Here is a 13089-nt window from a genome sequence, read left to right on the forward strand (position 1 = left end):
CCGCATGGCCCAGGCCGCCCAACAGACCCCACATCGCGTCGTCGTGATCGGATCCGGCTTCGGCGGGATCAACGTGACCCAGGCCCTCGACGGGGCCCCCGTCGAGGTCACGCTTATCGCCAAAACGACCCACCACCTCTTCCAGCCGTTGCTCTACCAAGTCGCGACCGGCATCCTCTCGGAGGGCGAAATCGCCCCGCCGACCCGGCTCATCCTCGCCAAGCAGAAGAACGCAAAGGTCCTGCTCGGCGACGTGGAGCAGATCGACACCGAGGCGAAGACGGTGGTGTCCCGCATCGCCGGGTCGCGCCGGCGCCCCGCGACGGTCGTCACCACCCCGTACGACACGCTGGTGGTCGCCGCGGGCGCGGACCAGTCGTACTTCGGCAACGACCATTTCTCCGAGTTCGCCCCCGGCATGAAGACCATCGACGACGCGCTGGAGCTGCGCGGCCGCATCGTCGGAGCCTTCGAGCTCGCCGAGGCGACCAGCGACCCGGTCGAGCAAGAACGCGCGCTCACGTTCGTCGTCGTCGGAGCCGGTCCGACCGGCGTCGAGGTCGCCGGGCAGATCGCCGAGCTCGCCAGCCGCACCTTCAAGGGCGCGTTCAAAAACATCAACGCCCTCGACGCCCGCATCATCCTCCTCGACGGCGCGCCCGCCGTGCTCCCCCCCATGGGCAAGAAACTCGGCCTCAAGGCGCAGCAGCATCTGGAAAAGATCGGCGTGGACGTCCGGCTCGACGCGATTGTCGTGGACGTGGACCAGGACGGCGTGACGTACAAAGACAAAGAAGGCAACCTGCACACCATCGCCACGAAATGCAAAGTGTGGTCGGCCGGTGTGGCCGCGAGCCCGCTCGGCAAGCAGCTCGCCGCGCAGACCGGCGTCGAACTGGACCGCGCGGGCCGGGTCGTCGTGGACAAGGATTTGTCCCTCCCCGGCCACCCGGAGATTTTCGTCATCGGCGACATGGCCTCCGTGCCGGGAGTCCCCGGTATGGCCCAAGGCGCGATCCAGGGCGGCAAGCACGCCGCGAAAATGATCAAAGGCGATTTCAAAGGCGCGCCCCGCACGCCGTTCAAGTACTTGGACAAAGGCTCGATGTCCACGATTTCCCGCTTTTCCGCAGTGGCGAAAGTGTGGAAGTTCGAGTTCGCCGGGTTCATCGCCTGGGCGCTCTGGCTCTTCATCCACCTGTATTACCTGGTGGGGTTCAAGAACCGGGTGACGACGACGCTGTCCTGGCTCGTCTCCTTCATCACGCCGAGCCGCACCCAGCTCACGATCACCCATCAACAGATCCAGGCCCGCATCGCGCTCCTGGAGCGCAACACGATCCTGCGCCAGCAGGCGGAGGCGGCGGCGAAAGAAAAGGACCCGGCGGGCAACAGCGCCCCTGCCCCGGCGCCCGAGCACTCCCCGCCGAACGCCGCGTCGAGCTAAGGCTCACGACCCGGAGTTTTCGCGCTCCGAACCTTCGAGCCTCTCGCGGATTGCGGCCACAGGCAGTTCCCGGTCCTCAGCCAGCACGGCAGGAGTCTCCTGCGGCGTGATCGCCCCGCGCTCAGCACCTCGTCCGAGGACTCGGCTTTCAACACGTCGTTGTGCAGCTCGGTCATGTGCGCCAATGTCGCCTTGCAGACGCGAAGGCTCTTTCGGAACACCGAGCGCGGACGCGTCGAGAGGAAATGATTCGAAGAGAGGATGTGCTTCGCGCCCATCCTCACCCTCGCCGAGCGGCATTCGACGTGGAATCCAAGCGCGCTGAGCGCGGCAGCGAGCACAGTGGCGTGCTCCTCGCACGTCAAACCTCGGCGCCCGGCCGTGATCCTGTTGAAGACCTTCCGGGCTTCGAAAGAGTTGCGAGCCTGCCGAGGAACATGTCGACGTTCTTCCACGGGACGCTCGTCGCATACGCCGATTGGAGGGGGCGCGGCGTGCTGAGCGTCGGCTCCGCGTTCGGGGTGTGGCCGATCCTTTCCAGGAACGCGCCGAGGTCGAATTCCTCGCTGCGACACACGGAAGAAGCCGCGCAGGAAAGCCTGAGGCTGCTCATCCGCCCAGCAGAATCATCGCACGCCGACGCGGGCCCCGCCTTTGGCCCAAAGCTGGCGGGCGCCGCTCAGCGTTGCCAGGGCAATGCGAAGCTCTGCCCGAGCACGGCGAGGAGCTGATTGCCGCCCAACAGGCCGAACACCGACCACACCAGCTCTCGGATGAGCGATCCCAACGGGTTCGGCATGAGCAAGACCAGGAAGAGGACGAGAAACGCCCATTGCCGGACGGGGTACAGCTTTCGCTGCGTCTCATACGAGAGCCACGGCTCGATCGCGCCGTAACCGTCGAGTCCGGGGATCGGGAGGAGATTGATGACCAAAGCGAAGACCTGCAAAAGCCCGAGGAACTCCACAGCGCCCCAAAACACCAGATGCCCCGAGCCGAACACAAGCTCGCCGTCCGCTCCCCCGAGCGTTTGGCGGAACAGAGGCACGCCGCCGCCGAGAGCGCCCGCCCCCAAAAGCACCACGGCGGCCAGCAGATTCGCCCCAGGACCCGCCAAGGAGACGATGGTGCGCTTTTTCTTCTGCATCCATTGGGTGTCCAAATACACCGCAGCCCCAGGAAGCCCGATGCCGCCGATCAGAATAATCACCAACGGGATCACGAGCGAGTTGAGCGGATCGGTGTAACGGCGGATGTCAAGGTCGAGGTAGCCCTTGATCGCCACATCGTGGTCGCCGAAGCGCCACGCGGCGAACGCGTGGCCGAACTCGTGCAGGCACAGCGTGACGAGCCATCCGGCGAGGACGAAGACGAAGGCCCCGAGTTTCGACAGCGGTTCGCCAGGGTCGCCGAACCACGCGAGCGCCCCGCCGAGCGCTGTGGCGGCGAGGACGCCGAGAAAGACAGGACTGGGTCGGATTCCCTGGAAGGCCGAAGCGTAGCTCACCCGATCACGGTACCCGCTGCGGCTGTGCCTGCGTGGACGCGGACCCGGTCGGAGAAATTTTTCGCGGGAAAAGAGCTCGTTTGTTGAAAATATGTTGCATTCTCTCGGGCGGAACACAGTTCGGTTCGCACAAGCGCGTCTGCGCCCTTATTATCCTCGCTATGAGACTGTTGAACACCGCCATCGCCGCCGCCGTTCTCGCTTTCGCCCCGTTCGCGACGGCCGCTGCGAACGCTTCAGATCACGACAACTGGAGCGCGGCCATCGCTGTTTCGCCCAGCACTGGCAGCATCGGCACCATCAGCGGTCCTGCCACCCGCAGAATCGAAGAGGGCTTCGCCAAGGAGATCTGCGCCCGAAACGGCGCTGCGGACTGCATGATCGTCACGAGCTTCACCGACACCTGCGCGACTGTCGCCAAGGGCATGAAAGCCGCCAAAGGCGACGACGGCAAAGAGGTCCGCGAAGCGCAGTTCTTCACAGAGCTCGGCGGCGACGACGAAACCGACGAACGCGAAATCCGCGTGCTCGACGCCTGCAAGGCCGGTGCTCAGGACTGCGCCCTGGTGACCACCTACTGCGCTGGCTGAGCACTGCGCCAGCGCAGGGTTGCGATTCGTCCCCGCTGTCAGGTTCTGCAAGAGCCTCACGAGCGGAAAAGCGCCTGATCTCTGAGCTCGTGGCGCTCGGCGAGGATGTCGCCGAGCGGGTCGGAGAGCTCGTGCAAGGCTTCCGCCGCGCGCTCGGCCGTCTCGTCGCACAGCGCCGAGAGGCGCAATGTGGCCGCCGCCATGAGCGAGGGGTCCAGGGCGAGCAGGCGTTGGGCCGCTGTCGCGGCTGCGCTCATCGCCGTGTACACGAAGAGCCCGGCCACGTCGCCTGGCGCCAACCCGAGATGACGCCCGAGCGCCCCGAGCACCGTGGTGAGGTGCGGTCGGTGCGGCAGCTCTGTTGTGTCAAAGCCCGGCCAACTCGTCTTGGCCAAGCGGGCCAGGCCTCGGCCCTGTTCCCGAGAGGCGTCCCGCGCGGCGGGCGAAGGCGTCCGCGCGTCCGCGATGCGTTCGGCCCCCGGCAGATCGCAATGCCCGGCCACAAGATGCGCGGCGATGGACGCGCCGGTCAGGCTCGTCGTCTTCGTCTTGCGCACAAGGAACGCCTCAGCGCTGTCCAGATCGACGACCACGCCCGAGGCGATGGCCTCTTCCATCGAACCGGAGTGCGCGTGCGCGCCGGTCGGCAGGCGCGAGTCCGCGAGCGCGAGCAGAAGGGCGGAAACAGATTTCATGGGCGCCCAGTTCAGAACAAGAAATACCGCTGCGCCATGGGCAGCACGGCTGCGGGCTGTTCCTCGAAGACCTCGCCGTCCACCCGCACCGTGAAGGTGTCCGGGTCCACCTGGATGTCTGGCATCGCCTCGTTGAGCTTGAGGTCTTCCTTGCGCACCGCGCGCACGTCCTTCGCCGCGACCAACCGCCGCCGCACCGCGAGCCGGTCGGCGAGTCCCGCCTGAACGGCGGCCTCCGCGACGAAGTGCGCCGAAGTCGCGGCCGCAGCGGCGGCGGAGGCTCCGAACATCGGCCTGGGCAACACGGGCTGCGGGGTCGGGATAGAGGCGTTCGCGTCTCCCATCTGCGCCAAAGCGATCGCTCCCCCTTTGAGCACCAGATGCGGGCGCACGCCGAAGAACGCCGTGTCCCAGAGCACCAGGTCGGCGAGCTTGCCCACTTCGACGCTGCCGATCTCATGGTCGAGTCCGTGCGCGATGGCCGGGCAGATCGTGTACTTGGCGATGTACCGGCGGGCGCGGTTGTTGTCGGCCATCCCGTCGCCGGGGAGCGCGCCGCGCCGCAATTTCATCATGTGCGCGCTCTGCCAGGTTCGGATGATGACTTCCCCGACTCTGCCCATGGCCTGCGCGTCGCTTCCGATCATGGAGATCGCGCCAAGATCGTGCAGCAGGTCCTCGGCGGCGATGGTGGACGGCCGGATGCGGCTTTCGGCGAACGCGAGGTCCTCGGGGATCGCCGGGTTGAGGTGGTGGCAGACCATGAGCATGTCCAGGTGCTCGTCAATCGTGTTGACCGTGTGGGGCCGGGTGGGGTTCGTCGAACTCGGCAGCACATTCGGTTGCGAGGCGACAGTGATGATGTCCGGCGCGTGCCCGCCTCCCGCGCCCTCGGTGTGATAGGTGTGGATGCACCGGCCTCGGATCGCGGCGAGGGTGTCCGCGATGTAGCCGAGCTCGTTGAGGGTGTCGGTGTGCAAAGCCACCTGCACGCCCGACTGGTCCGCGACGCGCAGGCACGCGTCAATCGCGGCCGGGGTCGCGCCCCAGTCCTCGTGGATTTTGAATCCGCAGGCCCCGGCGCGCAGCTGCTCCCACATGCCCTCTTCAGAAACGGTCGAACCTTTGCCGAGGAGGACGAAGTTCATCGGCTCCCCGTCCAACGCCTCCAGCATCCGCGCGAGATGCCATTCGCCGGGGGTCACCGTGGTCGCCTTCGAGCCCTCCGCGGGGCCCGTGCCGCCGCCGATGAGGGTCGTCAGTCCTGAGCCGAGGGCTTCGGGGATGATCTGGGGGCAGATGAAATGCACATGGCAGTCGATCCCGCCCGCCGTGAGGATCTTGCCGTTCCCAGAGATCACCTCGGTGCTCGGGCCGACGACGAGGTCCGGGTGCACACCGTGCATCGTGTCCGGATTGCCGGCTTTGCCCAGGGCGGCAATACGCCCGTCCCGGATGCCGACGTCGGCTTTGACCACTCCCCACCAGTCCAACACCACCGCGCCGGTGATGACCGTGTCCGGGGCGCCTTCGGCTCGGGTGGCGCGCCCTTGCCCCATCGACTCGCGCAAGACTTTCCCGCCGCCGAACACCGCCTCGTCGCCCGCTTTGCCGGGGCCGCCGCACAGGTCCTCGGTGACTTCGACGAACAGGTCCGTGTCCGCGAGCCGGATGCGGTCCCCGACGGTCGGACCGTAGAGCCCAACGTAACGAAGGCGCTCGATACGGCTCACTGGACGCTCCCGTTTTTGACCTGGACCGGCACTTCCGGGCCAAGGTCGCCCGGCGGCGCGAGGCTCAGGCCCGGCACATGCCGAGCGCCGCCGAGCGGGGTCAGGAAAACTTGCTTGACCAGTCCTGGCTCGAAGCGCACCGCGGTTCCGGCGGGGATGTCCAGCCGCAGCCCATGCGCGAGCTCGCGGTCGAACTGCAGGGCAGCGTTGGCTTGGGAAAAATGCACATGGCTGCCGACCTGGACGGGCCGGTCGCCGGTGTTGCACACATCGAACGGAATCGACGGGCGGCCCTCGTTCAGCTCGATGTAACTGGGGGTGTAGCCGCCAGTGCCGCGTATTTCGCCTGGGATCATGCGAATGACTGTACTGAACAGGGCGTTCCTCTGTTTCAGGTGGATTCGGTTCCTGCTGGGGAGACCTGCCCGCGCCGGGCGGGCGGCCCCGCCTCGTGGTCGGGGAACCTGCCTTCGCCGAGCGCCTACCCTATGGGGTGGTGCACCGTCACGAGCTTGGTCCCATCCGGGAATGTGGCCTCGACCTGCACGTCGTGCAGCATCTCCGGCACCCCTTCCATGACGTCCTCCGGGGCGAGCACGCCTCGGCCGGAGTCCATGAGTTCGGCGACGGTGCGGCCGTCGCGAGCGCCCTCGAGGACGTGGTCCGTGATGAGCGCGACCGCTTCAGGATAGTTGAGCTTGAGGCCGCGAGCCTGTCTGCGCCGGGCCAATTCGGCGGCGTAGGAGAGCAGCAGGCGCTCCTGTTCGTGGGGAGTCAGGCGCACGGGTTCTCGTTCTCCGGGAAATAGACGTTGTGCACGCGCAGCTCGCCGGCCGCTGTGAGCTTGTCCTGCTGGCCGAAGATCTCCACCCGCCACACCTGTTGGCTTTTGCCCTGATGCACCGGGACCGCTTTGGCCAGCAAAGTCGCCCCCGTCCGGGTCGGGCGAAAGAAGTCGGTGGCGTTGTGAACTCCGACACAATACCCTTTGCCCGCGAGCCAGTAGGTCCCGCCCACGCTGGGCAGCTCCTCCACAATCGCGGCGTAGACCCCGCCGTGCACGATGCCGTGCGGCTGGAGGTGGTCCTCCGTCACAGCGAGTTCCGCGCTCACCCGCGCCCCGGTCGCTTCGAGATAGCGCAACCCGAGAATCTTGTTGAACCCCGTCGGGGCGTCCAGCTTCAGCGCTGACAACATATCCGGGTCGAGTTCGGCCATGCGGATCATGGTAGCGGGAGCGCCGGGAAAAGAGGGGTCGGGCTGGAGAAAAGAAAAAAGTTGGTGGCCCACCGACCACCAGCGCGGTGGGCCACCAACTTGAGTCCGAACCTTGCCGCAGCCCTCGGCTCCGTCCGGCGAGATCTACTATAGGTAAGGCTAACCTTGGTTGTCAAGTAGGTAGGATATACTGCAGTTATGAACGGTCTCGGCGAACTGGAACGCGCGGTCATGGAGCAATTGTGGGCTTCCCCCTCGCCTCTCACAGTGCGTCAGGTGCATGAGAACCTCGCGGCAGATCGCGACCTGGCGTACACCACGGTGATGACCGTGCTGCAACGCCTCGCCCGCAAACGCCTCGTGATCCAGCGGCGGGAAGACCGCGCGCACCGGTACTCCCCCGCCCAACCCCGCGAAGACCTGGTGGCGGCGCTGCTGGTGGACGCGCTCGGCCAAGCTCCGGATTCCAGCGTGCGCACCGCCGCGCTGGTCCGGTTCATCGGGCAAGTGAGCCCTGTCGAGGCCCGCGCCATGCGCGAGGCGCTGCGCTTGGAGCAGGAGCCGGACCCGCCGTTCGCCAACGGAGTGGCCGGACGGTGACAGCCTTCGCCTTCGGGGTTCTCGCCCTCGTGCTCGCCGGACCGATCCCGGCGTGGCTCGCGGTGTCGCGTTGGCCCCAGCGAGCCCCGCGCGCGGGGCTCGTGCTCTGGCAAGCAGTGGCCATTGCCGCCGTGTTCTCAGCTTTCAGCTGCGGGCTCGCCATCGCGAGCCGACTGCTCCTGCCTGGGCCCGACGGGCGGCCGACCCAAGACGTCGACGCCCAGATCAGGGCTTTGGGCTGGCCGATGTGGGCGTTCTGCGTGGCTGTGTTCGCGCTGACGGTGCTGATCGGGGGCAGGCTCATCTACGCCGCGGTCCGGCTCTCAGTCACCTTGCGCGCCCGCCGGTCCCGCCATCGCATGCTTGTGGACCTGCTCACCAGCGACCGCCGCATCCCCCAGCACGCAGAAGAAGACCTGCGGCTGCTCGCCGCCGAGGAACGGTTCGCGTATTGCCTGCCGGGCATCCGGCATCGCCTGGTGCTCAGCCACGGGACGGTCGACTCGCTCGAACCGCACGAGCTCGAAGCGGTGATCAGTCATGAGCGGGCGCATCTGCGGGCCCGGCACGACCTCCTGCTGGAGGCGTTCACCGCTATCTACCAGGCCTTTCCCCGATTCGTCCGCTCCGGGGCGGCGCTCACCAGCGTCCGCATGCTCGTCGAAATGCTGGCCGACGACCATGCCCGCGCGGTGGTCGGCGCGGCCCCGGTGGCCAGAGCGCTCGTCGCCCTCGCCGACACCGCCGCCCCCGCCGGGGCAATCGCCGCTGGCGGCGAGTTCACGCTGGCAAGGGTGAACCGGCTCTGCAGCTCGAACCGCGCCCCGTTGGTTTCGGCCACCGCCTATCTGGCGGCGTTCGTCGTCCTTGTCTTCCCGACAATCGCCTTGGCAGTGCCGTGGCTGGAAGAGCTCTCCCGCCTGCTGCGCTGAGCCGTCGGAAAAAGATCCCCTGGCAAAACCGCGCAAAAGAAAACACGCTAGGGTGGACAAGGTGAGCATCCCCCCAGGCAAAGCACAAATCGGCGTCACCGGACTCGGCGTGATGGGCGCCAACCTCGCCCGAAACCTCGCTCGGCACGGCCACACCGTGGCCCTGCACAACCGCAGCCCCGGACGCACCGACGCGCTTTTGCAGGCCCACGGGTCGGAAGGCTCTTTCGTGCGCACCGAGACCATCCGCGAATTCCTGGACGCGCTCGAGCGTCCGCGCCGGGCGCTCATCATGGTCCAAGCCGGGGCGGCCACCGACGCCGTCATCGAACAGCTCGCCGAGGAGATGGAGCAAGGCGACATCATCATCGACGGCGGCAACTCCTTGTTCACCGACACGGTCCGGCGCGAAGCGGCGCTGCGCGAGCGCGGCCTGCACTTTGTCGGAATGGGTGTTTCCGGCGGCGAAGTCGGCGCCCTGGAAGGGCCGTCGATCATGCCGGGCGGGCCCGCGGAGTCGTACAAGTCGCTCGGCCCGCTCCTTGAGTCGATCTCCGCGCACGTCGACGGCGTCCCCTGCTGCACCCACATCGGGCCGGACGGGGCAGGGCACTTTGTGAAGATGGTGCACAACGGCATCGAGTATTCGGACATGCAGGTCATCGCAGAGGCCTACCAACTGCTCAAGGACGTCCTGGACCTCTCGGCCGACCAGATCGCCGACATCTTCCGCGAGTGGAACACCACCGACCTCGAGAGCTATCTCATCGAGATCACCGCCGAGGTGCTCAGCCACAAAGACCCTCGGACCGGCAAGCCGCTCGTCGACGTGATCGTGGACGAGGCCGAGCAAAAAGGCACCGGCCGCTGGACCGTGCAATCCGCGTTGGACCTCGGCATCCCCGTCACCGGCATCGCCGAAGCCGTGTTCGCCCGCGCGCTCTCGGGCTCCCGGGCGCAGCGCAAGGCCGCCGTGCGCCTGACTTCGGGCCCGCTCGCCGAGAAGCCGGACACCGAGGGATTCGTCGAGGATGTGCGCCAAGCGCTTTTCGCCTCCAAGATCGTCGCCTACGCCCAGGGCTTCGACCAGATCAAAGCAGGCAGCGACGAGCACGGCTGGGGCGTCAAGCCCGGCGACCTCGCCACGATCTGGCGCGGCGGCTGCATCATCCGGGCGCGCTTCCTCAACAAGATCAAAGAGGCCTACGACACCGATCCTGACCTGCCGAACCTGCTGCTCGCCCCGTACTTCACCGACGCCGTGGAGAAAGCGCTCGGCTCTTGGCGCAAGGTGGTCTCGACCGCTGTCGGACTCGGCATCCCCGCGCCGTCGTTCTCCAGCACGCTCGCCTACTACGACGGCCTGCGCGCGAAACGCCTGCCCGCCTCGCTCATCCAGGGCCTGCGCGACTACTTCGGTTCCCACACCTACGCCCGCGTCGACGACGAGGGCAAGTGGCACACCCTTTGGAGCGCGGACGGCTCAGAAGTCAAGGGCTGACCGCCGCGCCTTTGCTAGTATCCTCCGTGTGAGTGACCCGTACCGAAGTACGGGCGTGCGCGAGAGGCTTTCCGCACGCCCGATGAAGCACGCGGAGGACGCCCAACGCGCGCCGCGACAACACCGAGGCGCGGGCGAAGGACGGGCAGACTGCGCTAGGAGCGCAGCGCCGCCGCAGATCGCGGCTTGAGCGCCGGGCTGACCACGATGCCGCATTTCTTGACGCAGGTTCTCAGCATCCTCGGATTCCTCGCCCTCACCGCGGGCACCGCGTTGTTCGTCGCGGCCGAGTACGCCCTCACGACGTTGGAACGGGGCAGGGTCGAGACTGATTTCCGGCTGCGCAAGGACCGACGGGCCAAAGCTTTGCTCCGGGCGCACCGCCACCTGTCGTTCCAACTCTCCGGCGCGCAGCTCGGCATCACCCTCACCACCCTCGCCACCGGCTATCTCGCCGAGCCGGTGCTCGCGGCGGTGCTGGGCCCCGCGATCAGGACGATCGTCCCCGCGTCCGCCGAGGCGGCGGTGCTCTCAGCGGCTGCCCTTGTCATGGCCACATGTCTGTCCATGGTCCTCGGCGAACTCGTGCCGAAGTATTTGGCCATAGCGAAACCTTTGACCCTCGGACGCACGACCGCGCCGTTCCAAGTCCAATTCTCCTTGCTCTTCGCCCCGGTGATCCGAGGGCTCAACCACGCCGCGAACACCGTGGTGCGCAGCTTCGGTGTCGAGCCAGCCGAGGAGCTGCGCTCGGCGCGCACGCCGAGCGAGTTGGTGGTCCTCGTGCGCAACTCAGCCGACCACGGCGCGCTGGAGCGGGACGAGGCCCAGCTCATCGACCGTTCGCTGCGATTCGGGGAACGCCGGGCAGAGGAGGTGATGACCCCGCGCTCGCGGATTGTCGCGCTCTTGGCCGACAACACCGTGGACGATCTTTTGCTCACCTCGGCAGCCACCGGGCACTCCCGATTCCCCATTCTTCCCGCAGGCAGCAGCGAACAGGCCGCGGACCTTGACGACGCATTGGGTTTCGCGCACGTCCGCCAGGCGGTCGACATCCCGAAGGAGCGACGCGGCGCGCAGCTCCTGGGGGGCCTGGCCCGCCCGGTCTCCTCTGTCCCCGCGACCCTGGACGGCGACGCCCTGATGACACAGTTGCGACGGGAGAGCATGCAGGTGGTGTGGGTGGTCGACGAATACGGCGGCACCGCTGGCATCGTCACCCTGGAAGACGTGATCGAGGAGATCGTCGGCGAAGTCACCGACGAGCACGACGCCGATGAAGAGCTCCCGATCCAACCGGTCGATCCCCATGACGGCGCAGCGGGTTGGATCTGTTCGGGCCTTCTGCGGCCCGACGAGCTCGACGAGGCGACGGGCTACCGCTGCCCGCCTGGGGACTTCGAGACCATAGCGGGCCTCATGCTGCATGTCCTCGGGCGCATCCCCGAAGTCGGCGACGAGGCGCAGCTGCCCCGCATCCATTCCGACGAGGAGGACGAGAGCCTTCTCGCGCCTTCTTCCTGGTGTGCCCGGGTGCTGGAAATGGACGGCAGGCGCATCGCCCGGCTTTGGGTCGGCGAACGCCGGACCGAGGGGGAAGGCGCAGCGCCATGATCCTCGGTCTCATCGGCTTCGTCACGCTCATCGCGGTCAACGGGTTGTTCGTCGCCGCGGAGTTCGCGTTGATCTCCGCGCGCAAAGACCGGCTGCAAACCCTCGCCGCCCAAGGCAGCCGCGCCGCCGAGGAAGTGATCGCCATCGGAGCCAGGCTCCCCGCGCTCATCACCGGGGCGCAGCTCGGCGTCACACTCGCCTCGCTGGTCCTCGGCTGGATCGCAGAGCCCATGTTCGCCGCGGCCTTCGACAAGATCGCCGTGCTGACCCGCGCCCCGGAATTCATCGCCCACCCGGTCGCGCTGCTGCTTTCTTTGGCGCTGGTCGCCTCGGTCCATGTCCTGTTCGGCGAGATGGTGCCCAAGAACCTCGCCCTCTCCGGGCCGGAGCGGGCGGCGATGCTCCTTTCCGGGCTGCTTTCCGCCTGGGTGCGGATAACAGCCCCTGTGACGTGGGCGTTCCAAAAGACCGCCTCCTTGATTGTGCGCATGCTCGGCGTCGAGCCGAAAGCGGAGTTCGACAGCGCGGTCTCGGTGGCCGAACTCGGCGCGATGATTCGCGAATCCCGCAAGGTGGGCCTTTTGGACGAAGAGGAGCACCGCAGGCTCACCCGTCTGCTGTCCATCGGCGAGCGCGTGCTCGCCGAAGTCGCCATCCCGCTGGACCGTGTTGTGAGCCTCGCCGCCCGTCCGGTCCCTGGGGGCGGTGTGGCAGGGCCCACGGCGGCGCAGATCGAGGAAGCCGTCGCCCGAACCGGGTTTTCCCGATTCCCGGTTCGACGGGCAGAAGCCTCCGGACTCCACGCGCCCGCCCACCACCAGGAGAAGCCGGGAACACACCAACACGGCCCGGTTCGACGAGCAGAAACCTCCGAACTCCACGCGGCCGCCCACCACCAGGAGAACCCGGGAACACACCAACACAGCTCGCACCAGTTCGTCGGCTATGTGCATCTGAAAGACGCGTTGCCGCTCATGACGAGCGACGCTGGCTCGGCGGACGATCTCGGCCCCCAATTGCGCCCCCTGCCTCGGGTGTCCGGGTCCTTAGGCGTCGATGACGCGCTCACCGTGATGATGGCGAAATCGACCCAGTTGGCTCTCGTGGTGAACGAGCAGAACCAGGTCGTCGGCCTCGCGTCGCTCGAGGACCTCGTGCGGGGTTTGATGGACGGCCCGAAGAACTCGCTCGGCCGGTCGGAATGATCGCAACAGGTCGGACTAACATGGACACGTTCTGAAGAAACAAG

General features: G+C 67.1%; 15 protein-coding genes. 7 read left to right on the forward strand and 8 right to left on the reverse strand.

Translation table 11 applies throughout. The features are described from left to right. Nucleotides 1-4: 4 nt before the first annotated feature. Complete coding sequence (locus tag SROT_RS08855) at nucleotides 5-1447, forward strand: NAD(P)/FAD-dependent oxidoreductase (RefSeq protein ID WP_013138685.1); 1443 nt, start codon at nucleotides 5-7, stop codon at nucleotides 1445-1447. On the opposite strand, the gene SROT_RS16095 is transcribed toward SROT_RS08855, so the two are convergent. From SROT_RS16095 to SROT_RS08870, 3 genes are all read right to left on the reverse strand, one after another. Beyond that, nucleotides 1444-1902 (reverse strand): arylamine N-acetyltransferase, encoded by a 459-nt coding sequence (locus tag SROT_RS16095; protein ID WP_187288023.1) that lies wholly within the window; start codon nucleotides 1900-1902, stop codon nucleotides 1444-1446. The genes SROT_RS08855 and SROT_RS16095 overlap by 4 nt on opposite strands. Then, nucleotides 1809-2060, reverse strand: a complete 252-nt coding sequence (locus tag SROT_RS16770; protein WP_041407131.1) for an arylamine N-acetyltransferase family protein — start codon at nucleotides 2058-2060, stop codon at nucleotides 1809-1811. Before SROT_RS16770 ends, SROT_RS16095 begins: the two co-directional genes overlap by 94 nt. Before the next feature lie 66 nt (nucleotides 2061-2126). Next, the gene (locus SROT_RS08870; RefSeq protein WP_013138688.1) at nucleotides 2127-2954 is read right to left on the reverse strand and encodes a site-2 protease family protein; all 828 of its coding nucleotides are present in this window, start codon (nucleotides 2952-2954) and stop codon (nucleotides 2127-2129) included. A gap of 161 nt (nucleotides 2955-3115) precedes the next feature. On the opposite strand from SROT_RS08870, the gene SROT_RS08875 reads away from it, so the two are divergent. Beyond that, entirely contained in the window at nucleotides 3116-3544 is a 429-nt protein-coding gene (locus SROT_RS08875; RefSeq protein WP_148223400.1) for a DUF4189 domain-containing protein, read from the forward strand. Nucleotides 3545-3600: 56 nt separating this feature from the next. Here SROT_RS08875 and SROT_RS08880 read toward each other — a convergent pair whose 3' ends face one another. The 5 genes from SROT_RS08880 to SROT_RS08900 form a co-directional block, all read right to left on the reverse strand. Beyond that, nucleotides 3601-4239 carry an urease accessory protein UreF gene (locus tag SROT_RS08880; RefSeq protein ID WP_013138690.1) on the reverse strand — a complete coding sequence of 213 codons (639 nt, stop codon included), beginning with the start codon at nucleotides 4237-4239 and terminating at the stop codon, nucleotides 3601-3603. A gap of 11 nt (nucleotides 4240-4250) precedes the next feature. Next, the gene (locus SROT_RS08885) at nucleotides 4251-5972 is read right to left on the reverse strand and encodes an urease subunit alpha (RefSeq protein WP_013138691.1); all 1722 of its coding nucleotides are present in this window, start codon (nucleotides 5970-5972) and stop codon (nucleotides 4251-4253) included. Further along, nucleotides 5969-6328, reverse strand: a complete 360-nt coding sequence (ureB, locus tag SROT_RS08890) for an urease subunit beta (protein WP_013138692.1) — start codon at nucleotides 6326-6328, stop codon at nucleotides 5969-5971. The genes SROT_RS08885 and ureB overlap by 4 nt, the downstream gene beginning before the upstream one ends. 125 nt (nucleotides 6329-6453) lie before the next feature. Then, nucleotides 6454-6756, reverse strand: a complete 303-nt coding sequence (locus tag SROT_RS08895) for an urease subunit gamma (protein WP_013138693.1) — start codon at nucleotides 6754-6756, stop codon at nucleotides 6454-6456. After that, nucleotides 6747-7190 (reverse strand): PaaI family thioesterase, encoded by a 444-nt coding sequence (locus SROT_RS08900; protein ID WP_148223401.1) that lies wholly within the window; start codon nucleotides 7188-7190, stop codon nucleotides 6747-6749. Before SROT_RS08900 ends, SROT_RS08895 begins: the two co-directional genes overlap by 10 nt. Nucleotides 7191-7388: 198 nt before the next feature. Here SROT_RS08900 and SROT_RS08905 point away from each other — a divergent pair, with 198 nt between their 5' ends. The 5 genes from SROT_RS08905 to SROT_RS15675 all read left to right on the forward strand — a co-directional run bounded on the left by SROT_RS08905 (nucleotide 7389) and on the right by SROT_RS15675 (nucleotide 13045). After that, on the forward strand, nucleotides 7389-7790 hold the full coding sequence (locus SROT_RS08905; protein WP_013138695.1) for a BlaI/MecI/CopY family transcriptional regulator: 402 nt from the start codon (nucleotides 7389-7391) through the stop codon (nucleotides 7788-7790). Then, nucleotides 7787-8722: a M56 family metallopeptidase gene (locus tag SROT_RS08910; RefSeq protein WP_013138696.1), complete on the forward strand. Its 936-nt coding sequence runs from the start codon at nucleotides 7787-7789 to the stop codon at nucleotides 8720-8722. The genes SROT_RS08905 and SROT_RS08910 overlap by 4 nt, the downstream gene beginning before the upstream one ends. Nucleotides 8723-8783: 61 nt before the next feature. After that, nucleotides 8784-10223, forward strand: a complete 1440-nt coding sequence (gene gndA / locus SROT_RS08915; protein WP_013138697.1) for an NADP-dependent phosphogluconate dehydrogenase — start codon at nucleotides 8784-8786, stop codon at nucleotides 10221-10223. 186 nt (nucleotides 10224-10409) lie between these two features. Then, nucleotides 10410-11840: a hemolysin family protein gene (locus SROT_RS08920; RefSeq protein WP_245535275.1), complete on the forward strand. Its 1431-nt coding sequence runs from the start codon at nucleotides 10410-10412 to the stop codon at nucleotides 11838-11840. After that, nucleotides 11837-13045, forward strand: a complete 1209-nt coding sequence (locus SROT_RS15675) for a hemolysin family protein (protein ID WP_013138699.1) — start codon at nucleotides 11837-11839, stop codon at nucleotides 13043-13045. Before SROT_RS08920 ends, SROT_RS15675 begins: the two co-directional genes overlap by 4 nt. Nucleotides 13046-13089: the final 44 nt, after the last annotated feature.

This window comes from Segniliparus rotundus DSM 44985 (assembly GCF_000092825.1).
In the GTDB taxonomy this organism is placed as follows: domain Bacteria; phylum Actinomycetota; class Actinomycetes; order Mycobacteriales; family Mycobacteriaceae; genus Segniliparus; species Segniliparus rotundus.

What these genes read in the sequence shown, in the direction of transcription:
- ureB (WP_013138692.1), bottom strand. Translation starts at nt 6,328, where the DNA reads ATGATCCCAGGCGAAATACGCGGCACTGGCGGCTACACCCCCAGTTAC.
- SROT_RS08855 (WP_013138685.1), top strand. Translation starts at nt 5, where the DNA reads ATGGCCCAGGCCGCCCAACAGACCCCACATCGCGTCGTCGTGATCGGA.
- SROT_RS08900 (WP_148223401.1), bottom strand. Translation starts at nt 7,190, where the DNA reads ATGGCCGAACTCGACCCGGATATGTTGTCAGCGCTGAAGCTGGACGCC.
- SROT_RS08880 (WP_013138690.1), bottom strand. Translation starts at nt 4,239, where the DNA reads ATGAAATCTGTTTCCGCCCTTCTGCTCGCGCTCGCGGACTCGCGCCTG.
- SROT_RS08875 (WP_148223400.1), top strand. Translation starts at nt 3,116, where the DNA reads ATGAGACTGTTGAACACCGCCATCGCCGCCGCCGTTCTCGCTTTCGCC.
- SROT_RS15675 (WP_013138699.1), top strand. Translation starts at nt 11,837, where the DNA reads ATGATCCTCGGTCTCATCGGCTTCGTCACGCTCATCGCGGTCAACGGG.
- SROT_RS16770 (WP_041407131.1), bottom strand. Translation starts at nt 2,060, where the DNA reads ATGAGCAGCCTCAGGCTTTCCTGCGCGGCTTCTTCCGTGTGTCGCAGC.
- SROT_RS08905 (WP_013138695.1), top strand. Translation starts at nt 7,389, where the DNA reads ATGAACGGTCTCGGCGAACTGGAACGCGCGGTCATGGAGCAATTGTGG.